Source organism: Marinobacter sp. NP-4(2019), from assembly GCF_003994855.1.
In the GTDB taxonomy this organism is placed as follows: Bacteria; Pseudomonadota; Gammaproteobacteria; order Pseudomonadales; family Oleiphilaceae; genus Marinobacter.
In genome coordinates, this window is sequence record NZ_CP034143.1 from 35,905 (window position 1) to 57,315 (window position 21,411).

Annotated in this window: 19 protein-coding genes and 3 pseudogenes; 14 read left to right on the top strand and 8 right to left on the bottom strand. The window is 53.5% G+C overall.

Annotation, left to right across the window (positions count from 1 at the left end; translation table 11 throughout):
* Nucleotides 1-54: 54 nt before the first annotated feature.
* Nucleotides 55-1,815 (bottom strand): hybrid sensor histidine kinase/response regulator, encoded by a 1,761-nt coding sequence (locus EHN06_RS20500; protein WP_227664044.1) that lies wholly within the window; start codon nucleotides 1,813-1,815, stop codon nucleotides 55-57.
* A gap of 465 nt (nucleotides 1,816-2,280) precedes the next feature.
* On the opposite strand from EHN06_RS20500, the gene EHN06_RS20505 reads away from it, so the two are divergent.
* The 3 genes from EHN06_RS20505 to EHN06_RS20515 all read left to right on the top strand — a co-directional run bounded on the left by EHN06_RS20505 (nucleotide 2,281) and on the right by EHN06_RS20515 (nucleotide 3,947).
* Nucleotides 2,281-2,880: a hypothetical protein gene (locus EHN06_RS20505; RefSeq protein WP_072678562.1), complete on the top strand. Its 600-nt coding sequence runs from the start codon at nucleotides 2,281-2,283 to the stop codon at nucleotides 2,878-2,880.
* Nucleotides 2,881-2,931: 51 nt separating this feature from the next.
* Complete coding sequence (locus EHN06_RS20510) at nucleotides 2,932-3,330, top strand: hypothetical protein (protein WP_127334555.1); 399 nt, start codon at nucleotides 2,932-2,934, stop codon at nucleotides 3,328-3,330.
* 119 nt (nucleotides 3,331-3,449) lie between these two features.
* Nucleotides 3,450-3,947 carry a hypothetical protein gene (locus EHN06_RS20515; RefSeq protein ID WP_011783497.1) on the top strand — a complete coding sequence of 166 codons (498 nt, stop codon included), beginning with the start codon at nucleotides 3,450-3,452 and terminating at the stop codon, nucleotides 3,945-3,947.
* A gap of 82 nt (nucleotides 3,948-4,029) precedes the next feature.
* On the opposite strand, the pseudogene EHN06_RS20520 reads toward EHN06_RS20515, so the two are convergent.
* A pseudogene (locus EHN06_RS20520) lies at nucleotides 4,030-4,395 on the bottom strand (Tn3 family transposase); the annotation flags it as partial.
* Between the two features lie 510 nt (nucleotides 4,396-4,905).
* Between EHN06_RS20520 and phnC the strand changes: the two are divergent.
* The 5 genes and pseudogenes from phnC to EHN06_RS20545 form a co-directional block, all read left to right on the top strand.
* A pseudogene (phnC, locus tag EHN06_RS20525) lies at nucleotides 4,906-5,652 on the top strand (phosphonate ABC transporter ATP-binding protein); the annotation flags it as partial.
* 95 nt (nucleotides 5,653-5,747) lie between these two features.
* The gene (gene phnD, locus EHN06_RS20530; protein ID WP_011784780.1) at nucleotides 5,748-6,611 is read left to right on the top strand and encodes a phosphate/phosphite/phosphonate ABC transporter substrate-binding protein; all 864 of its coding nucleotides are present in this window, start codon (nucleotides 5,748-5,750) and stop codon (nucleotides 6,609-6,611) included.
* 10 nt (nucleotides 6,612-6,621) lie between these two features.
* A complete protein-coding gene (phnE, locus tag EHN06_RS20535; RefSeq protein ID WP_011784781.1) occupies nucleotides 6,622-7,452 on the top strand; it encodes a phosphonate ABC transporter, permease protein PhnE in 831 nt (276 codons plus the stop codon).
* Nucleotides 7,453-7,461: 9 nt separating this feature from the next.
* Nucleotides 7,462-8,471: pseudogene (locus tag EHN06_RS20540) on the top strand (phosphonate dehydrogenase).
* Nucleotides 8,465-9,325: a LysR family transcriptional regulator gene (locus tag EHN06_RS20545; RefSeq protein ID WP_011783503.1), complete on the top strand. Its 861-nt coding sequence runs from the start codon at nucleotides 8,465-8,467 to the stop codon at nucleotides 9,323-9,325. The pseudogene EHN06_RS20540 and the gene EHN06_RS20545 overlap by 7 nt, the downstream one beginning before the upstream one ends.
* Here the strand turns inward: EHN06_RS20545 and EHN06_RS21805 are convergent.
* The 5 genes from EHN06_RS21805 to EHN06_RS20575 all read right to left on the bottom strand — a co-directional run bounded on the left by EHN06_RS21805 (nucleotide 9,240) and on the right by EHN06_RS20575 (nucleotide 14,211).
* A complete protein-coding gene (locus EHN06_RS21805; protein WP_081432065.1) occupies nucleotides 9,240-9,809 on the bottom strand; it encodes a reverse transcriptase domain-containing protein in 570 nt (189 codons plus the stop codon). The genes EHN06_RS20545 and EHN06_RS21805 overlap by 86 nt on opposite strands.
* Before the next feature lie 494 nt (nucleotides 9,810-10,303).
* Nucleotides 10,304-10,885, bottom strand: a complete 582-nt coding sequence (locus EHN06_RS20560; protein ID WP_011784782.1) for a DUF6448 family protein — start codon at nucleotides 10,883-10,885, stop codon at nucleotides 10,304-10,306.
* A 215-nt stretch (nucleotides 10,886-11,100) separates the two neighbouring features.
* On the bottom strand, nucleotides 11,101-12,240 hold the full coding sequence (locus EHN06_RS20565; protein ID WP_127334556.1) for a helix-turn-helix domain-containing protein: 1,140 nt from the start codon (nucleotides 12,238-12,240) through the stop codon (nucleotides 11,101-11,103).
* Nucleotides 12,231-13,556: an ATP-binding protein gene (locus EHN06_RS20570; RefSeq protein WP_019677803.1), complete on the bottom strand. Its 1,326-nt coding sequence runs from the start codon at nucleotides 13,554-13,556 to the stop codon at nucleotides 12,231-12,233. The genes EHN06_RS20565 and EHN06_RS20570 overlap by 10 nt, the downstream gene beginning before the upstream one ends.
* Nucleotides 13,546-14,211, bottom strand: coding sequence for a response regulator transcription factor (locus tag EHN06_RS20575; RefSeq protein ID WP_011786648.1), 666 nt, complete (start codon nucleotides 14,209-14,211; stop codon nucleotides 13,546-13,548). Before EHN06_RS20575 ends, EHN06_RS20570 begins: the two co-directional genes overlap by 11 nt.
* Before the next feature lie 167 nt (nucleotides 14,212-14,378).
* Here EHN06_RS20575 and EHN06_RS20580 point away from each other — a divergent pair, with 167 nt between their 5' ends.
* From EHN06_RS20580 to EHN06_RS21810, 6 genes are all read left to right on the top strand, one after another.
* A complete protein-coding gene (locus EHN06_RS20580; protein WP_011784786.1) occupies nucleotides 14,379-15,695 on the top strand; it encodes a ferric reductase-like transmembrane domain-containing protein in 1,317 nt (438 codons plus the stop codon).
* A gap of 76 nt (nucleotides 15,696-15,771) precedes the next feature.
* Nucleotides 15,772-16,152, top strand: coding sequence for a PepSY domain-containing protein (locus EHN06_RS20585; protein WP_011784787.1), 381 nt, complete (start codon nucleotides 15,772-15,774; stop codon nucleotides 16,150-16,152).
* Between the two features lie 54 nt (nucleotides 16,153-16,206).
* Nucleotides 16,207-16,680, top strand: a complete 474-nt coding sequence (locus EHN06_RS20590) for a DUF2271 domain-containing protein (RefSeq protein ID WP_011784788.1) — start codon at nucleotides 16,207-16,209, stop codon at nucleotides 16,678-16,680.
* 22 nt (nucleotides 16,681-16,702) lie between these two features.
* Nucleotides 16,703-18,922 (top strand): PepSY domain-containing protein, encoded by a 2,220-nt coding sequence (locus EHN06_RS20595; RefSeq protein ID WP_041154766.1) that lies wholly within the window; start codon nucleotides 16,703-16,705, stop codon nucleotides 18,920-18,922.
* A 75-nt stretch (nucleotides 18,923-18,997) separates the two neighbouring features.
* Nucleotides 18,998-19,750 (top strand): VIT1/CCC1 transporter family protein, encoded by a 753-nt coding sequence (locus EHN06_RS20600; protein WP_011784790.1) that lies wholly within the window; start codon nucleotides 18,998-19,000, stop codon nucleotides 19,748-19,750.
* 322 nt (nucleotides 19,751-20,072) lie between these two features.
* Nucleotides 20,073-20,255 (top strand): carbon storage regulator, encoded by a 183-nt coding sequence (locus EHN06_RS21810; RefSeq protein ID WP_157680777.1) that lies wholly within the window; start codon nucleotides 20,073-20,075, stop codon nucleotides 20,253-20,255.
* A 5-nt stretch (nucleotides 20,256-20,260) separates the two neighbouring features.
* Here the strand turns inward: EHN06_RS21810 and EHN06_RS20610 are convergent, their stop codons facing one another.
* Nucleotides 20,261-21,403, bottom strand: coding sequence for a tyrosine-type recombinase/integrase (locus tag EHN06_RS20610; protein ID WP_072678565.1), 1,143 nt, complete (start codon nucleotides 21,401-21,403; stop codon nucleotides 20,261-20,263).
* Nucleotides 21,404-21,411: the final 8 nt, after the last annotated feature.

Genomic DNA, 21,411 nt, shown 5'->3' on the forward strand with positions numbered 1-21,411 from the left:
TTCTCTTCGATGCTATACCAGTCGTGGAAAACTATTCGTGGGTGTCAGCCACCTTCAGATAGCGGTCAGTTCGACAGCTGCACGTATCTGCGCCTGGTTTCGGACTTTCTGTTCCTTAACCCCCGCAACCAAGATCTTCATGTCTTCGATTGGCATCCCTTTAGAGACAATTCTTGCACCGGCAGCAACAATCGCCGCACGCTTTCGTTCCGGAATACTTGGGTCGGCGGTGAGCATAATCTTAACCATTCCCTGGTTTGGATGCTCATGACTGGCCAGCCATTCGAGCAGCTTTAGGCCATCAACATGGGGCATGTGGAAATCGACCAAGAGCAGATCAAATCGTTGTTCTTCGAGTCTCGTGATACCCGAAACCGGGTCATCGCAGACCGTTAATTCGACGTCTGGAATTCCAAGAATCTTCGGTGCAAAAAAACGCTGCATTTGCTTAAGAAAAGTGTGGTTATCGTCAATCAACAGTACCTTTGTTTTCTGGTCTCCGCTTTCTGATGTCCGGATCGACCCAGGCTCGTGATCCATATCATGATCCGGCAGAACTGCAGCTTGCTTGGGGAGCTCTCCGGTCCGGTAATCAACGGGCAGATCGATCGTCAGGCAGGTCCCGAAGCCTGGCTTACTGTCGATCCTGATTCTCCCACCAAGGAATTCGGAGAATTTCTTCATTACTGGCATCCCGATGCCCCATCCATCTTTTCCGCGACGGATACCAAGCGAAAGCGGGTCTTTGTGCCATAGCAGCGCATTCATCTCAGCGGTGGACATGCCAGCCCCGGTGTCTCGCACAGAAATCGAAATTCCTTTGTCTCGGAGAGACATCGATATTTTCACGAAACCATCGGACGTATGTTTAAACGCGTTTTCGATCGCGTTCCGAACCACCACTTTGATTAAATCGTAGTCTGAGTAAACCTCAGTAACTCCAATTCTAGGATCACTGACGCAATCCCATATCAGGGCGACATTCGCCGTGCCGGCGAACTGTCCGTTCAACTCATTGCACATTTTCGTCACTGCAAACCAGTCTTTTCTGGACTTGAGAGTCCCGTTCTCCAGAGCCGCCAGGGCGAGGATAGACTTTATGTGATGGTCAAGCGTATCCAAGTCATCAAGACTCATTTGCAGGATTCCCCTGGCATCCCCAAGAGCGGCCCCATCGATATAGGCCAATGCCAAATCCGCTTGAGATCGGAGATTTGTGATCGGTGTGCGCAGCTCATGTGCAGCAATGGCCAGCAGATTTTGCTTCATCACAATCGCTTTACCCTGAGCGACATACCGTCCTTTAAGCTGTGAAAGCCAAAATCCGAGCAGAAGATTGCCAACAACAGCGAAGACAAGCGCTGCGACGGTCAATTCCGAGAGGTACGAATCGAAGGGAAAACTCCGTAACGAGAGGAGGTACAGCCCGGACAGCAAACTCGCCAGAGCCCACAGAAAAACCATGGTGCCCCTGGAACCTCTCATCGCGCGGGAGCAGGCAATCGCTGCAACGGCTAAGAGGAACAAAAATACCGACAACAACACAGTCGAGGGGATTTCATCCAGGTTCAGCGTACCGTTGTCCGACTCGAGTGGATGCGGGTTTTCAAAAGCGCTCAGTGGTGCTCCTGATAGTGGTGGCCATGGGTGTGTGTGCTTTTGAAACGAATCCATTTGCTTGGCCAGCAGCAAGGCCAGTAACAGAACGATAAAGATGGCGGGAATAATCCCAGCGATGATGGCGCGGGGTTTGATCATGGTATGTACATCCCTGTCGTCAAAAAAAGCGTGAAAGCTTTTATTCAGCGCCTCCATGGCACCAGCCTGATTCTACTATGTGCATGTCGCATGTGGTCAATAAATAATCAGGGAAACATGATTTTGCTCTCAATATTGAATCCGACACTCTTCGAACGACCTCAGGACGTTGCTCCGATACACCAATCGGGGGCAAACTTGTATCTGAATCCTTAAAACTCAATGGCCCGATCTGGCCATCAACTAAGGAAAGTGCCCCAGAGATCTGGGTCGAGTTCAGGAATGGGATTTCTCTCCGTGAGAGGCTTGTGTGCGAACCCCCGGGTTCACCCACGTCTACCACCAACCAAATAGGTCTTTGTGCTGTGACCCATTTTTGCCAGGTTGATTGCCGTTTAACGGCAAACTCAATCCGGCTTCAGGATGGTCACTCATGGGTTTCCTTTTCCTCGTCAGACTCTCAGTCCGCCCGGGCCCTGGTTTTCGAAGCAAACCAAGAAAAAGACGTGCAAGGAGAACCCAGTGAAATTGATCAACCTCGGTTTGGCCCTCGGGCTTATCGGCGTACTTGCTGGTTGCGCCGGTGGCGAACACATCTACACCAACGATGGCAGGTGCCTTACCTGCATCAACAATCCTCTTACCGGCAAACCCATCAATCACGATGGATCAGCGCCCGGCAGCACCATTGAGTCCCGAAACTCAGCCTCTATCGCCGAGACTGCTCAGGCGGATGAACCAGCAAAGAAAAGCTCTTCATACATTGAGCAAACAACAACGTTCTCGGCTCCAATCGACGTGGATGTTGCGTTTGTGAAGGTAAAAAAAGAGTACCGATATTATACGGAACAGGAGATTCGCCAGGAGTGGGGCATCGTTGCTGACGACAAGCTCAATCAATTTGACACTGCCTATAGCGCGTCGCCTTCTGCCTACTATCACATGCGTGCACCGAGAGAGCACGGTAATGGTAGATACGTCATCGATCATAAGATCGAAAAGCAGGCTACCGATAAAAGCCAAATCACCATTACCGTTTGGGTTAGAGAAGACTCCCCGATAACACCGGCCGATGTTGCAGGCAGTCTCGCACTCAGAACCAAAGCCGCGTTAACCCGTTAATAACGGCTGGGCGACCAGGGTGGTCGCCCATCAGACAAAGGGAGAAACACCATGTTGAGACTATTTATAGGCTTCGTCCTTGGTGTTGTTACCTCCTACTACTCGATGCCCAGCCTCTTCAAGCTGACAGTCCTACTACCAGAGGTTAATTTCGAGCGCTTTTTCTCAAATGACCAACCGCTTACTTCCAATACGATTAATGCCACACATCCTTCAGAGTTCGAGAATACAGCCGCCCACAATGCCATCAGCGAACGAGTTGAGATAGCCAGGTCACTGGCCGAACTCCATCCTGCCCAGGATCCCGCATCCATAGAAGTAACCGAGGTTTTATTCAACCTTGCCAGGAAAAGCCCTCAGGCCCACGCTCTCCTTCAGGAAAAGCTGCCCGGAGGTTTGACTAATGGAGAGGCTCTTTCGATTCTCTCAAGCATCGGAACGAGAGGTTAAACCACCATGGGTAGCTCCAATTTCCTGGTTCAACCACAGATTGCCTCTCCATATAGTCCCGACTTTCAGCGGTTGTTGGCAGACGCTATTTCGGAAATCGAGACCACAACGGATCACCTATGACACATCTGAGCGAAGACCGGGTAAAAGATCTATTCAGGGATATTGAAGGGCGCATCAAACGCGGCAATCCAAATCCAATTCGCTATCTGAAGAATCTGCATCCGTCGAAAGACGAGATCGAAGGCCTGGAATGGAGATATCGGCTTTCAGGCTACCTGGAGGGTTTAGCCGTATCCGATCAAATGGATAACGGTTTCATTGAACCGTTGGTGGCAACACTCTTCTCCAGGGCCGACGTTTCAGACGGAGATCGCCCAGGACGTGCTCGCCCATTCAGCATCGATATTGTTACCGAACAACGCAAGACGTTCAGCTTCGACGTACCGGCAATGAACCCGTTGGACGCCTATGTTCAGCTTACGAAACGGACTGCGTACAAGTCGATTCCTGGAATTGAAGTTATCAAAGTGTTCGAAGGGCTCCTTCCCGACAGGACTTCTGGAGTCCAACCTTTGCGAACCTTCCATACTGGTGAGCTCATTTTCACCTCCTGACTAACAAGGAAACTGATATGCCTCTGGTCCTGCAACGCGCACTGAATGAGGGGTCAGCTCACGAAACGGAAAAAATCGTACGCTAAGACCTCTGCAGTGTTCGTAACGATCGGTACTTTCCTTGTTCGACCTGTTTGTCCTGCTGCCAGATATAGTCGCCGGTCAGGTTGATGTGCTCCCAGCCCAAGGGAGAAAGATGCCGCAGAAGCGTCTCGTCGATATCCCGGCCGTCTTCGCGCAGTGCTTGAACCGCCCGCTCCATATAAACCGTATTCCAAAGGATAATAGCGCTGACGACGAGATTGAGTCCGCTTGCACGGTAGCGTTGATTCTCGTAACTGCGATCGCGGAGTTCACCGAGCCGGTTCAGGAAGACGGCACGAGCCAGCGCGTTCTTAGCCTCGCCCTTATTCAAACCAACCTGCACGCGGCGACGCAGTTCGACGTTTGCAAAAATTGCCACGACTATTGAAATCGTTTTTTGGCCATCCGGATTTGGCTTATATCTCCGGGTAATGTTCGCTTACTTTATTTCGAATTAGTAAGTGCAAGGCTGTCCTTGCCCACCCTTAAGGCCACACCTTGAATTGCTGCCCGTTTCCAGATCCACCCCACCATAGTCAGCACCTGGAAGCGCGACCTATTGGAGAGCGCGTCCGACCTCCTCGAAGGCAAGAGTATAGTCGGTAAGCAATTCGATGAACTCAGCACGGACGAACTGTACCGTGAGATTCGCCGACTGACGGTGGAACGCAATTTTTGTTGCTTAAGCTCCTGGGTGGCTCGTTCCACTTTGGCTGAGCTCCATGTATTTCACAGAGCCCTTCGGAAAATCCTTGCGAACCAAAAGCACTTCATCAACCTGTCACGTCAGTGACACGACAGTGTCATCTCTCAGCTTTACCGTTCAATTGTAACTCGCAATACGGCGAGCTTATTTATTGCAAAAGGTGATCCTGTGGCGCCAACTCAATCAACCAATGTGATGCTTCGAGTCGAGAGTATGGGCGTAACCTACCCGGGAAACGTCCTCGCGCTCAAACCCACCAACGTTCACTTTCACAAGGGCGAATTCACCGTGCTACTGGGACTTTCAGGCGCGGGTAAATCCACTCTGCTTCGTTCACTGAATCACCTGGTTAAGCCCACAACCGGGAAGGTTGTGTCTGGCGAGTTTGGTGAACTGACCAACCGTAGAATCCTGCGACAGCACCGCAGCCGCACCGCCATGGTGTTCCAGCATCACCAGCTGATCGAACGATACACCGCGTTACAGAATGTGCTGACAGGCAGACTTGCGTATCACGGTACTTGGCGAAGCCTGCTTCCCCTGCCCCGGCAGGACCTGGAGTTGGCTCTGCAATGCCTCGACCGCGTAGGTCTGGCTGACAAAGCGCTTTCCCGAGTAGATCAGTTGTCCGGCGGCCAGCAGCAGCGGGTTGGAATCGCCAGAGCATTGGTGCAGCAACCATCCATGATTCTTGCCGATGAGCCCGTTGCCAGCCTGGATCCGGCCACTTCTGAAAAGGTACTCGGCCTACTGCGCGATATTTGTCAGGAAGATGGAATCACCGCGGTTATTTCCTTGCACCAATTGGAATACGCCCAGCGTTTTGCAGACCGGATCATCGGCCTTTCGAACGCTCATATCGTTTTTGACGATGCTCCTGAAAACCTGAAATCGAAACACCTGGACGAGATTTACCACCGTTCACCCAGCGTGGTAGCTGCGGAAGGCAAACCAGCCATCCATAAACCTAAGACCACCCCGATAACGACAGACGTACTGGAGATAGCACAATGAAGACAATGATTCACTCTTTGCTGGCTCTGATAATGATGCTCGGCATCCATTGGTCAGCCCATGCCGCAGATACAGACCCTGATCTTTTGAAAGTTGCCTTGCTGCCGGATGAGAACGCGTCAGAACTGATCAAGCGAAACCAACCTTTGAAGGATTACCTGGAAACCACTCTTGGTAAGGAAGTAGAACTGATTGTTACCACCGATTACTCCTCCATGATCGAAGCCATGCGTTTTGGCCGAATTGACCTGGCTTACTTTGGTCCGTTGTCCTATGTGATGGCCAAGAGTAAGAGTGACATTGAACCCTTTGCCGCCATGGTGGTAGACGGGAAGCCGACTTATCGCTCCATCATTATTGCCAATGCGGACTCTGGCGTTGGCTCCTTCGCGGATATCAAAGGCAAGAAAATGGCCTACGGTGACCGCGCATCCACTTCCAGCCACCTGATCCCCAAGACCGTACTCCTTGAGAAGGCAGAGCTCGAAGCCGGAAAGGACTATGAGGCTCATTTCGTCGGTAGCCATGACGCTGTTGCGGTTAACGTCGCCAATGGCAATGCCGACGCCGGAGGGTTGTCCGAAGTTATCTTCGAGCATGTGATGGACCGCGGTTTGATTGATCGGAGCAAGGTCAAAGTGCTGGGCTACAGCGGTGACTTTCCTCAATACCCCTGGGCCATGCGTTCGAACCTGGCCCCTGAGCTGAAGAGCAACATTCAGAAAGCCTTTCTGCAGATCGATGACCCGGAGATTCTCGACAACCTGAAGGCTGAGGGATTCGCGGCAATTACCGACGAAGATTACGATGTCATCCGCGCTATGGGTGGCCTGCTCAATCTTGATTTCGCAAAAATGTGAGGAGTGCCCCATGAACTATACAACGACGGAACCGGCGACTCTGTCGCCGGCCCCGTCGGCCTCCGTGCTGGATGAGCACGCGAAAGGCTGGCGGAAAAAACTCGGACAGTCGCTGTTAGTGCTGCTCATCATTTTTGTCGCAAGTTGGTACGTAGGGCTGCTCAATTTCAATACACTTGCCAATGGCGTGCCAGCCATAGGCACACTCATTGGCGAATCTCTTCCACCTGACTTCACCAATGTGGCCAGCTGGGTGTCGCCGTTAATCGACACGCTTGCGATGAGCATTGCCGGTACTGCCATTGCAGTAACCTTGTCTGTGCCACTGGCATTCCTGGCTGCGCGCAACACCTCTCCACATCCGGTGGTGTTCCAAGTAACTCGAACCCTTTTAAACGGTTTGCGTTCAGTCCCGGAACTGATCATGGGCATCATCTTCGTGGCTGCTGTTGGTTTTGGGGCGTTGCCTGGCGTACTGGCGCTCGGTCTTCACTCCATTGGCATGGTTGGAAAGTTTTTTGCCGAAGCGATTGAGCATGTAGATGAGGCGCCAGTGGAAGCGGCCGATGCTGCCGGCGCTACTCGCTTGCAGGTGCTCTATCACGCCGTGCTGCCACAAGCACTTCCTCAATTCGCGGACGTGTCCATTTATCGCTGGGAATACAATTTCCGTGCCTCGACCGTAATGGGCATGGTGGGTGCCGGTGGTATTGGCTTCGAATTGATGGGCTCGCTGAGAATCATGCAGTATCAGGAAGTCAGCGCCATTCTCATTGTCATCTTGTTGATGGTCACCGTCGTGGACAGTCTCAGTGGCCGCCTTCGTAAGAAATTCAAATAAGGAACGTCGATGAAACCCAAGGTTGTGATAACCCATAAGATCCATGACAGTGTTCTGGATGAACTTGCCCAAGATTGCGAGCTGGTCACCAACCAATCCGGCGCCACGTTGCCCCAGGAGGAAGTGGCTGCGCGCGTTGCAGACGCTGATGCGATGATGGCGTTCATGCCAGACCGAGTTGGAGTGGAGTTCCTACAGGGGTGTCCGCGCTTGAAGGTGATTGGTGCAGCCCTGAAAGGCTATGACAACTTTGATGTGGATGCCTGCACGCGTCATGGGGTTTGGCTGACATTTGTACCGGATTTGCTAACCGTGCCTACTGCAGAGCTAACGGTCGGGCTGACGATCAGTCTCACCCGACAAGTCAAGGCGGCGGACCACTTCGTTCGATCCGGTGAATTTACTGGCTGGACACCACGCTTCTATGGGCAGGGGATCGAAGGCTCACGGATTGGTATTGTGGGTATGGGGGCCATCGGCCAAGCGGTGGCGCAGCGCCTGAACGGATGGGGAGCGGATTTAATCTATTCCCAGCCGGAACGTTTACCCGTGCAGCATGAGCAGGCACTGGGTTTGTCCCATACTCCCCTCAAGATGCTGCTGGCCCAGTCAGATATTGTGATCCTGGCACTGGCGCTCAATGAGCAAACCCTCCACACCATTAATCGCGAAACGCTAACAGGAATGAAACCGGGCGCATTCCTTATCAATCCCTGCCGTGGATCTGTGGTGGATGAGGGTAGTGTTCTGCAAGCGCTTCAATCCGGTCAGTTGGGGGGTACGCCGCTGATGTGTTTGAGATGGAAGATTGGGCGAGAGAAGATCGTCCGAGGGAGATCGCCCAGGGGCTCAGGGCCCACCCCAACACGCTGTTTACTGCTCACATCGGATCGGCAGTCAGCCAGGTGCGTCTGGCTATCGAGCAACGCGCTGCTCGGAACATTCTGCAAGTGCTTCGGGGTGAGCGGCCGGGTGATGCGATCAATGATCCCAGTGGCCGCGAGAGCGGCCCATGCTGAATCTTGTCTGGCTGAAGAGTTTCGTGGCGGTGCTGGACCACAACGGGTTTCAGGCCGCAGCCCGCCAGTTGGACATCGCACAACCCACACTGTCCCAGCACCTTCAAAAACTCGAAAACCAACTTGGCGTTTTATTGGTCCACAGGGGGCGCTCTGGCTGTGAGCCAACCCGGGCTGCCTTAACCTTGTTGCCTTTTGCCCGAAGTCTGCTCCGGCTGGAGGAGCAGGCGAGATCTTCCATTATGGAGGCTCGACTTCGCGTTGGGGCGAGCTCCAATATTGGGATTTATATGCTCCAGCCCTACATCCGTCGTTACAAGGAGCTGGGCGTAGGGCCCGAGGTGGATGTGGTAATAGATTCCAATCCGACTATTGCACGGCATTTATCGGACGGTGAGCTGGACGTGGCGATTATGGAGTGGTGGCATGATCTACCCGGATTCCATGCTCAGGCGTGGCGTAACGAGCCCGTTGTTCTAATCGTTCCGCCTGGTCACCCGTTAGCCCGTCGAACCGATATCGACCGCGATACGCTGTCTAACATGGCTCTGATCGGCGGCGAACCCGGCACCGGCACTGGCCGGCTTTTGGCGACCTACTTCGGTGAGCATGGGCCATTTCCGACGGTATCTATGCAGCTGGGTAGCACCGAAGCCGTCAAGCAAGCGGTTAAGGTCGGACTTGGCGCATCGTTGGTGCTTGAAAGTTCTGTACGGGAGGAGGTCCAAAATGGAAGTCTGGTGGCTATTCCCGTGAGTGAGCCTGGCCTTAGCAAGGAGCTGATGGTGATTTATCCGAGCAGCCTGGACAAACACAGGCCAGTATACTCGTTTGTTGGGCATCTCTGTGAATAGCTATTGGGTCCACCTCACGCATATCTAGCTGGGAATGCAGATACTGAGCCTCACGCTCACTTCGACAACGCAGTATTCCGTCATCTGCATATCGGCAGAATGGGATATCCGGATGACGAACGGTCAGCCAACGATCCAATGCATAATGCAGAAACAGGTTTGCCAGAACTGGCGATAACGGGCCACCTTGTGGTGTGCCAACGTTCCGTCGTTCCTGCTTACCATCTTTCGTCTGCATCGGTGCCGTTAGCCAGCGCCTCACATACAGCAGCACCCAGGATTCAGAGCAATGGTGGTCAAGAGCCTTGAGCAATAGCTCATGATCAATATGATCAAACAAGCCACGGATGTCATACTCCAGCACCCAGTCCCTTTCCCAGCACCGCTTTCGCGTGATCACAAGCGCATCATGCGCGGATTTCCCGCACCGATACCCGTACGAGTCCACATGAAAGACAGGTTCCAGGATAGGTTCCAGCGTCATAGTAACCACAGTTTACGCTATACGATCGCTAACCGTGGGTACCCCGAGCAATCTTTCTCCTCCACTTTTCTTCGGAATTGGAACTGCTTTGACGGACGGTGGGAAATAGCTGCCGGAGGACATCCGATTCCAAATTAGATAGAGGTTCTTACTCAAGTCTCGATCAAAGTCCTGAATCGTCTGGCCATCTACACCGGCCGCACCTCGATTTGATTTAACGCGCTGATACGCCTTCCATACCTGGCGCTTGGAATTTTTTTCTCTAATTGCGGAAATACCGAAATTAGATAAAACACAGCACGCCCCTCAGTTAGTAATATGGCTGCCCGATATCCCGGAATGATTATGAAGCGGAGATTGGTGTTGGCTTCATTTATGTTTTTTGATGCGCCTTAATAGAATGATGGTACCAATTCAGCCGAAGGCGAAACTGGAAATGAATACAACGGCAAAGCAGGCCGTCAGCCTGCTTTGCGTCTGCGTGAAGATAGGAATTAGTGCCCCTGCCCTCCAGCAGCGCCATGCACGCCCTCTATATAGTGAATGTAATTGACGTAGTCAGCGACAAAGGCACGCCCCTTATCGCTGCTTTGATCAGCCATGGCCCTTGCACGCTGAGCCTCATGATAACGCTCACGAATACCGTTCTCGATCTTGCGGGTTATATTTGCCACGAGGCGATCAATTTGCCCGTTTTCCAACGCCGCATCCGCCGCCATTAAACCCGGATCAATCTGTCCGGAAGGCTTGATGCCGGTAAAGGGTGCGCCTTCGGAGGCACGATGAACCTCAACGAGCGTCGAGAACAGATGCTGATCGGCAATGTTTTTCGCAGTTTCGCTTTGCCCGCGGACTTGGCGCACATCGGCGAATACCCTTTTGATTTCGGCCTCATCCTTTGCCGGCACCCATTTGAGCAAGGGCTTAACATTGCCTGACTCCAGTGCCGCACGGGCTTCGGTAATCACGGGACCGTCCAGAGCATCACAATGAGCTTGGGCGCTACCGGCAAACATCAGGCTGAAGATTGCTGCGGCCACTGCGGGAACAGCGGTTTTGCGTAATTTGGTTTTCATACATGACCTCTTCATATTGCGTTGAGCTTCACGAGCACCGGGTTTGGTGTCGCTTGGCAATCAGAGTACGGAAGGGAGGTCAAAGAAGCGTTCTCAGGTACGAAACCGAACCGATTCCATGGTTTGGAAATAAAATATATAATTCAAAAGGATAGAGGTTTCAGTATCGGGTGAGAGCGTACTCGAACGCCGGGTAGCCAGGTTCAGGATCGTGGCTAGGGTCGGATATCGCCCTGCAGGGCTCGTCGGCGATATTCACTGGGGGTAAATCCTGTCTCTTTCTTGAAAGCAGTGTTGAATACGGACTTCGAGTTGAAGCCAGAGTCATACATAGTTTGCAGAATATTTGCCTGATTGGCTGCATCGGCCAGGCGCGATTTCGCCTCGTCGATGCGATAGCGACTGACGAACTCAAAGAAATTGCAGCCAAAGCCTTGGTTAATGGCCCGTGAAACCTCTCTTGAAGGGGCGCCCAATTTCCGTGAAAGTTGTTCCAGGGTCAGGTTGGGGTGCAAGTGGGGCTTTTCCTGGTGCATTAACTGTTGGAGCCTGACCTTTAAAGTTTGATCAAACTGCGGCGTGGGCTCTTCTTCCAGCAAGGCGGCCTGGTCTGCTGCCAATCCAGAGAAAACAACGGGTTGGCGAAGAGAGTTTATCATCAGAAAATTGATGAAAATGAAGCCCGTTACAGCGCCAGCGCCGGCCACCCACTCGGTTCCGGGCACGCTTCTAAACACATGCGCTGCAAGGCAGTACATCATGCTCACGGTCCAGGCCACTGCATAGCCGATCAGAAGCGTCCGTAACCACGCAAGTTGTTTGTTTTCAATACTCGAGAAAATCTGTCGAATACCAAGGCCGAAACGGTTAATCGCACGAATAGTCGCGTACAGGTAGCCCAGAAAGACCGCGTGAATAGCGACTGCAAGAAGGGGAGAGGTAAGTACGCCCGGGTGGTCCCGTTCAAGCAGAATCTGAACTTTGGTCTCGCTTGGCTGTAAATAATATTCAATCAGAAAAATTGCGCCGACCACCCAGAAGAGCAACGTGTGCACGAGATGCTTCCCGCGTAACTGGAAATTCTGATACATCAGCGATTGCGCATATAGATAGAGCGTGCCGGCTTGTAGAAGTCCGATGAGTGTTCCGAGGTAGGCGAAGTTTGGGTACTGGAGCGCAAGCCCGCTGCCATAGAGGAAGATCTCTCCCAGCCCGGCGGCGAAGAACACCAGAGTGGCAACCAGGAGTCGGTTAGATATGAGCCCACTGTTGGATGGAAGTAGGAGAAAAACGGCAAGAGCCAGCGATTGAATGATGCTCGTCAGCAGCACAATGTCGGTGAGTGTCAGATACATGCCAGATTCAGCTCCGCTTCAAAACCATCCTGCCGTCCTGTTGCCGGCGATCTGAGATGCAGGGTCATGCCGGCACCTTTAGCAATCGCATCGGCAATCGCGAGGCCCAGGCCAGAACCTGCAGCGTCCGTTTTGGCGCGTGCAAACCGGTTTCTTAAAAGAGCGAGCTGTTCCGGTGGCACTCTTGCACCGCCATTGCAGACCCTTAAAACCCCATTATCGTTCAGGTTGATCTTCACCGGCTCGCTACGGGAACCATGCTTAAGGGCATTCTCGATCAGGTTACGCACCAGGATGGCGAAGGCATCGGGATCAAGAAAGGAGTTCACTTCGCGCTCCGGCAGGGATAAAACAACTCGCCCGGGTGCCTGGGCCTCAAAATCCCGGGCAATCATCGCGAGGATGGGCACAAGATCCTGCTGACTTTGTGAGAGTGCACCGCCACCTTCTGCTTTTGCCAACTCGAGCAGTTTTCCGGACAGCACCGAGAGACTGCGTAACGCTTCTTCAATTTCTGCAACATCATTCTTGAGATAATCATCGGGCATTCTGGTTTTCAGTCGCTGCACTTTGGCAAGCGCTGTTGCCAGGGGAGTTCGCAGTTCATGGGCACTGTTGGCGGTAAAGCTGCGTTCTGATTCGAGAGCACGATGCAAACGCTCAAGCAGCCGGTTGATGGCACCGGCGATTGGTTCAAATTCACGGGGTAACTGCTCTTCTACAACAGGGGACAGATCTCCCGCGCCGCGGGATTCAATGTCTTGCTGAAAATCGACCACCTTACGAAGGGAAAGCCGGACAATCCACCAGACACCCAACAGGCTGACCGGAATCAGCACCAGTAAAGGCAACAGTAAGGCTAATCCCGCCTCCAGAGCGGATTCACGCCGGTGCGCCAAGGGTTCGGCCACTTCAAGATAGATGGTATAGCTGACTGCAGATACGCCATATAGCCGGTGGGTCAGAGTATCTGAAAACCCTTCCGCGGGGGTCCTGCTAAACACGCCAGGGTCGGCATCGTGGGACTGGAGCAGAATATTTCCAGCTTCGTCCCGTACCAGATAGGTCAGGTATTCGTCATGGTCTTTCAGGGCTGGGGCCTTTTGATTGCCCGCGCCGTTCTCACGGTTCAGGATGTCGGTGACCGCCAGTGGCAGTATGCGCTGGGCGGTTTCTTCCAGGGCACTGTCGAAGACCTCGTTCATTTCATGCTGTGCCACCAGTCCCGAAGCGGTCACGCCCAACAGCCAGAGTAGGGTGACACCGAGTGTCAGGCCGATACCGAGTGTTTTTTGCAGGCTGGTTCTAGTGGTCATGTGTTTCCAGGCGATAGCCCATTCCCCTGACGGTTACGATAGCGTCCCGCCCCAGCTTTTTACGCAGACGGCTGACATAAACTTCGATGGTGTTACTTTCGATTTCGGCCCCGAAAGCGTATAGACGATCCTCCAGTTGCGATCGCGATAACAGCATTCCGGGTCGCTGGATAAAGCCCTCAAACAATGCCCACTCCCGTGCCGTAAGTTCTACCGGCAGGCCGTTGCGACTGATGCGGTGATCGCCAAGATCAATCATCAGCTCGCCCACTTGTATGATCGGGCTTGGATTGCCGCGATATCGGCGAGCCACCGCGGCCACGCGGGCCGACAACTCCGAAAGATCAAAGGGTTTGACCAGGTAGTCGTCAGCACCGGCATTCAATCCTTCAATCCGGTCAGACACCTGATCCCTGGCGGTCAGAATGATCACCGGTGTTGTTATTCCGGTAGCCCGGATCGTTCGCAAAAAGCCGAAGCCATGGCCGTCGGGCAGCATCAGGTCCAGCAGAATCAGGTCGTAGGCTGTGGTCCTGATACTCGCCTCAGCAAAGCGCAGAGTTTGCACCCAGTCCACGGCGTGGCCGTCGTCCGCAATCTGATCCCGGACCGCCTCGCCCAATCCCGCCGTATCCTCCACCAAAAGAACCCGCATTGTTCACCTCTGACCCAGCCCTGAAATCAAGATACTACAGCTCGAACCTGACAACAGCCTGAATGGTCAATAACGCTTCGATCTCTCTTCACCGACCTTCAGCTGGCTGTCAGGTTTGGGCGCTAGCCTTCGGGGGAATATTCCAGGTACCGATCGCAGGAGATGTGATGATGCGGATGATTTTTCCTTTCGTTGTGTTGGTTTTGGGCCTATGGGCCTGGAACCTCTTTGCAGGTCCTGGGGCCGGTTCTCCCTGGGCAGTCTATGACCAGAGCCTGCTGCTCAGTGGGCTGTTATCCATTGCTCTGATGTCACTAGCCATGATGTTGGCACTGCGCCCAGCCTGGTTGGAGAGACCGCTGGGCGGGTTGGATCAGATCTATCGCACCCACAAATGGGCGGGCATTCTGGCAGTGGTATTCGCCGCCGCCCATTGGCTGATTGAAATGGGTGACGATGTAATAGAGTCGGTGTTCGGAAAAGCCGGCAAGCTGCACGATCAGGATTATTCCGGGTTCATCGACACCATGCGCGATGCGGCGGAAGAGGTAGGGGAGTTCGCCATCTATCTGCTGTTCGCCATGCTGCTGATCACCTTGTTGCGCAAGTTCCCCTACAAATACTGGCGCTATTTGCATCGCGGCATGCCGGTGCTTTATCTGTTGCTCGCTTTCCACGCGGCGTGGCTTACTCCGCTGCAATGGTGGCAGCAGCCAATCGGTGTGCTGATGGCCATTTTGCTCTTTGGCGGCAGCATCGCCAGCGGGCTATCCCTGACCGGCAGAGTTGGTCGTCGTCGCCAGGTTCGCGGCATGGTCACCGCGATCAAAACACCAGACCGGGACGTCACCGAAGTTACCTGCCACATGGGGCCGGCATGGCCCGGTCACCGTGCGGGGCAATTCGCCTTTGTGACCTTCGACCGACTAGAGGGCGCGCACCCGTTCACGATTGCCAGTGCCGATAGGGAAAATGGCACGGTTACGTTCATCATTAAATCGCTCGGCGACTTCACCCGCAATCTGAGCCAAAAAATCAGCGTGGGGCAAACCGTAAATATAGAAGGCCCTTACGGCTGTTTTAACTTCGATCGCCGCAACCGCAAATCCCACCAGATCTGGATAGCCGGTGGCATCGGGATCACGCCGTTTCTGGCCTGGCTCGAAGCTCTAAGCAGCGCCACCGACGCCACCGTGCCTGAAGCCGATCTGCATTACTGCACGCGCAACGCCGGCCAGGATCCCATGGTGGATCGACTTCGGGCGCTTTGCGATGGCTTTCCCGGGATACACCTCGAGATTCATGACAGCAGCAAGGGGCAGAGGTTGTCTGCCGAGACGTTGTCTACCAACGGACGCTCGGCAGCAGGCGCAGAGGTCTGGTTCTGCGGCCCGGCAGGGCTGGGGGAAGCCATTAGAAACGGCTTGCGGGCAGCACCCTTCCGCCTGACTCGCTTCCATAAAGAAGCTTTTCAGTTCCGCTGAAATGGCCTCGTTTGTTCAGGTCGTTGTCAGGTTAGCGCCTTAGAGTGGATTTAACACAACCAGCAGGAGAGACACCATGAAGACCAAACCCATTATTCTGAGCCTGTCTTTGTTACTTCTGAGCGGTACCGCAGTGGCCGATGACGACTGCGATGATCCGGTGGCGAGTTGGCAGCCCCGTGAAAATCTGCGTGAAAAGCTGGAAGCCGAAGGCTGGACAGTTCACCGAATAAAGGTTGACGACGGTTGTTATGAAGTCCGGGGCCTCGATGCCGATGGGGTCAGGGCAGAAGCCTCTTTCGCGCCCGCTTCATTGACCATGATGAAATGGGAGCGTGAAGACAGTGACGATGAGGAGAGGGACCGCGGCAACAGGAAAAATGGACAGGACAATCCCAAAAGTCAGGCGCCACGCAACGGCATCGTCAAGGGGCGTCCCACGGTTACCGTTGAGTAACTCAGCGAATTTGCCCTGTTCCTTTAACGTTCATCAGGTTTTTGGAGACCATTTATGAAAACGTTTGTTCTCACTTGCAGCCTTTTCGCCGCCTTGGCTTTACCGGTATTCGCCCAGGCCCGTGACGTGACCTTCACTACGGAACTACAGAATTACGGCGGCGATGGAGCCTATCTGGCGCTGTATCTTACCGATGCCGCCGGAGAGTATCAGGGTACCCTTTGGGTTTCCGGGAAGAAATCTAAATACTACAAACACCTGGGAGGCTGGGCCCGGGGCAGTGGGCTTGATCCTGCAGAGTATGACGGCTTGACTGGCGCCAGTGTTACCAGTGGCCGCACGCTGAAAGTGACTCTGAACCTCGATGATTCGCTGATCGACAACGGCTATGAGGTTCGAGTCGACTCTGCTGTTGAAGATATGCGCGATATCAGAGCCGATGTGATAGCCCCCCTGACCACCGAAGGGTCCGGAAAGCCGGTTTCAGGACGTGGTTACGTGCGCGCTCTGACCTACGAGCTTCAATAATTCACCAGGAGCATCGACTATTATGTTGCGCAAGTTCCACAGTTTACCGGGTTTGCTTGCAGGCGTGTTCCTGATCGTTCTCTCGGTCACGGGAGCTGTGTTGGCTTTGGCTCCGACGCTGGATAGAGTGTCAGCGGTCATTCCGGCTTCCGGTGAAGTCAGTATTGCCGAGCTGGCAGACCGGGTCGTTGCTCACTATCCCGGGACTGAGCAGATCGTGCGAGAGCCTTCTGGCAAGGTCATTGTCTATTACAGCCGTGACGGCCAGGCCGGTGCGGATCTGGTGAATCCGGTAACAGGTGAGGGCACCGCACCCTACGAACCTTCCGCATTTTTTGGCTGGGTCAAGGACCTGCACCGTGCGTTTATGCTGGATGATGCCGGTAGAGCGCTGGCCGGCGTATTAGCTGCTTTGATGGTACTTCTGTGTCTTTCGGGAATATTGTTGATAGCCCGGCGTACCGGGGGTTGGAAGAATATACTAAGACCGCTTTCCGGCTCAGGCGGGAAACGAATCCATGCCGAGCTGGCCCGGTTTGCCGTGCTCGGCCTACTGTTATCCGCACTGACCGGTAGCTATATGTCGGCACAGCGCTTTGGTTTGCTGCCGGAAGCGCCTGACACAGGGCCAGGGTTTCCGGCTGAGGTCTCGGGCGGGCAACCATCGCCTGTGGGCACCTTAAAAGCGCTAGGCAATTTCGATCTTGGCGAACTCCGGGAACTGGTGTTTCCCTATCCCGGTGATCCGCAGGACGTCTATTCGCTGTCAACCGCCGGCGGCTCCGGATTCGTGGACCAGGCTACGGGCGAGTTGCTGCAGTTCCAGCCGCGCTCTGACAGCGGCGTATTGCAGGACTGGATTGTACGTTTGCACACCGGTGAAGGCCTATGGTGGCTTGGCCTGATTCTTGGCGCTGCGGCACTGACTGTGCCAGCTCTCTCGATAACAGGTGCAACCATCTGGTGGCAGCGTCGCCGGTCTTCAGGGCAGCTTCCTGACAACGCCGATGCCGCTCAGGCGGATACAATTATTCTGGTCGGCTCCGAAGGTAATGCCACCTGGGGATTTGCCCAGGAACTCCATAGCAGCCTGAATAAGGCCGGTTTCCGCGTGCATTGCAGCGAGATGAATGCCCTGGCTAAGCAGTATCCGCAGGCTTCCAGGCTGTTCGTGCTGACTTCGACATACGGTGATGGTGATGCACCCGCATCGGCCCGGCAGTTTATGGCCAGGCTCAAAGAATTCCGGGCTGAGAAGAACCTGCGATACACGGTACTGGGTTTTGGTGACCGGCAGTTTCCGAACTTCTGTCAGTTTGCCTTGTCGGTGGATGCTGCGCTCGCCGGTAAAGGCGTCAGCCGTTTGCACGCCATTGAACTGATTGATCGGTGTTCTGCCTCGCAATTCAGTGAGTGGGGAAACCGGGTTGGTGAGGTTATCGGTACTCCGCTTTTCTTGAACTACTGTGCATTGCAGCCAGCAACGGTCAAACTGGAACTGGTAGAAAGGGCGGATTACGGGATTGCGGTTCAGGCGCCCACCAGTATCTTCCGGTTCAAACCGGCGGAGCAGGGCGGATGGCTAACGGCTTCTCCAAGAAGATTTAAAGCGCTGCCACCGTTCGAGGCGGGAGACCTTTTGGGGGTTATTCCCCCACACGGTCAACCCCCGCGGTTCTACTCGCTCGCGTCCTCGGCAAATGACGAAATTGTTGAGATATGCGTCCGTAAGCAGGCCGGCGGTCTTTGCTCCGGTTATTTGCATGACCTCAAGCCGGGTGATTGTATCGATGGCTTCATCCGCCCCAATCCAGGCTTTCGGCCAGCTACCGGTAACCGACCAGTGATTCTTGTTGGTGCAGGTGCCGGGATTGGTCCGTTAACCGGTTTCATCAGAAACAATACCAGTTGCAACCCTATGTATCTGTACTGGGGCGGTCGCGATGCCAGGTCAGATTTTCTCTACCAACCTGAGCTTGGGCGCTATCTTGAGGATCATCGACTGAGCGGGCTGAACACAGCCTTCTCAAGAACAGACGAGCGCGCCTACGTGCAGGATAAGCTCAAACAGGATGAATTAGCCGTGCGACAGATGGTTAACACCGGTGCGCAGATACTGGTCTGTGGTGGCCGGGATATGGCGGCGGCTGTGCGGCAGGTTATAGAAGACATTCTCAAACCCTTGCACATCGATATTGAAACTCTGAGAGGCCAGGGACGTTATCTTGAAGATGTATATTGACAGATAAAGTGACAAGGTCGAACTGAGCCTATAATCCCAAAGCACCAAATCGCGTCCTGAACAGGAAGCTGAAAGATGCCATCCACAGAAAATGAAAGACTGCTCAGCGAGCACCAGCCTAATGCCGTTCGTGCACGGCTTGCTGGTCCCGTTAAGGCCTCGACGCTACCAGATGCTGTGCTTGGCGGCATCGATGGCTGCGTTACAACGTTTGCGGTTGTATCGGGTGCGTTCGGCGCAGGTTTCTCGCCACAGGTTGCGTTGGTACTCGGCTTTGCAAACCTGATTGCAGACGGCTTCAGCATGGCGGTAAGTAATTACGAAGCGGGCCAGGCGCAGTTGAATCAGATCAAATTTGCTGAACGCACAGAACGTGAACATATCCGTGCTGTGCCAGAAGGTGAACGTGAGGAAATTCGCCAGCTGTTTCAGGCGAAGGGATTCGACGGCGAATTGCTGGAGCAAGTAGTGGAGGCTATCAGTCGTAATCCCGATGTGTGGGTAGCAACCATGTTGCGAGAAGAGTACGGACTCTCGGGTGCCGGACTCAGCCCACGCCGAGCCGCGTTGACTACCTTCGCCGCATTTTTGTCGGTTGGTGCTTTACCTTTACTGCCTTATGCCATCCCGGGTATGGAGAGTCAGATTCAGTTCCTGACGAGTCTTGGTTTGGCAGGCGTCGTCTTCTTGGGTATCGGAATGCTTAAAAGTATCGTCTATGGCTTACCAGCAATGCGATCAGGACTCCGGACTTTGATCATGGGTACGGCCGCAGCGGGGCTGGCGTTTGCTACTGGGCATTTTGCGCAGGGGTTATTGGGGGGTTAGTTCTTCAGCGGTGAATAGACAATTTAACATAATATTCCCCTAAGAGCTGATATTCATTCGCGTACCCGCTATTGGAATTAACGGCGGATTTCTCGCTCTGTTCGCCCAATGAGTGTAGTTGCAGAATTGAATTTTTAAAGCACAACTCATGCTGAAATGAAAATTATTTAGCAAGGGCCAGTCGTCGACTAATTACTGCGCAACTTTATGAATTGTGGAAAAAATGGTGTCGATATCATTGATGCCAAAGGCTTAGCGTACAATTTTTTCCGTTTCGTGAACTGACCCCAATGAGTCCATCATCATTGGAGAGGACATCGAAGTGACCGTAACCCTGATCGATACCAACCGAATCAGACTGATGATAGAGGCCCCCTCCCATGTTCCAGTGCATCGTAAAGAGGTGTTTCTGCGATTGAAGCAGGAGGAGTTACAAAAATCGGGGCCGGACTCACTCACATATCGAGGGAAAAATCTTCTGCGTAAAATCGGCTTTTCTAAGTGATCATCCTACCGGTTTTCATCATGCCCAATCTTACTAGGTTGACCGTGACCTTTATCTTTGTTTGATTGTTCTACACTCAGTCGCTGATTGTTGTCCATAAAGATCGAAGGCAGACTCTCTTTTGAGTCTACGTATTTTCTGGCCGACCGGACATCTCGCCAGCCGACCCAATGCATTAATTGGGACCACGACGCGCCCTGATCAATCAACCAATCTGAGACGCCACGACGCATCGAATGCGAACTGAAATGTTCCGGAATGTGCGCTCCATTCTCGCGCGCCTCGTCAAAAACCCTCTTCAAAATTTTATTGATGGAATTCGAGTTAAGGCCATCAGACCAAACCGCCCCCCAGCGGTCGACTTTACTGAACAAGAACTGGTCTTTAATTGTTTCAGAGCCGATATCGAGTCCCCCAAATCTGTCCTCGATCCACTCGGAAATTGCGTAAATAGGGCATAGTTCCGATAAAGCAACAAGCGTTACCTCTCGCCCCGAACTGCTGCGGTCGGCCTTTGAGGTGGGAATCATCACCGTCAATTTTGGCGGATGACTTCTCCAATCAAAAGTCAGGTGGGAAAGCCGTATATTCACCAATTCGCTCCCTCGAAGACCAAACCAAAATGCCGTGAGTAGCATGGCCCTGTCCCGCGAATAACGGCGCCACTCCCGATTAGCCGCACCTTCTTGACGATTTCTTTTATCCGCAAGAAAGCTCACGGTTTCCCTGAGGGTGTCTAAAGGCAGAGCATTCGCCTGTTTCTGGCTGGCATTATGGAATTTCCGAATTCCTCGCATGGTTTCTAGAACGAGTTTGCTCTTGTTCGGGTTAGAGCCGGTCATCTCTTCGTGCCACTTGCCAATCAATGAGCGGCGCTGTTCCAACGTCGCCACTTTCAGTGTCCCGGCATAATGACTCAGATAAAGAGACAGATCATGTGGCGTGCAAGGGAAGGGGCCTTTATACACTTCCCGATAATGCTTAATCGCGTTAGCGGTGGCGAGCTCGGTGTTGGTGCTCCGCGCAGCTTCTAGGTATTTAGTGAGTTTTGACTGGTCTGGGTGCCCTGGAGAGTGGGACAAGCTCTCATCTTCGAGGCCCCGTTTACGCTCATTACCCTGGCTTTCGTAGGATCCATTTCTGGTCATTTCACTGG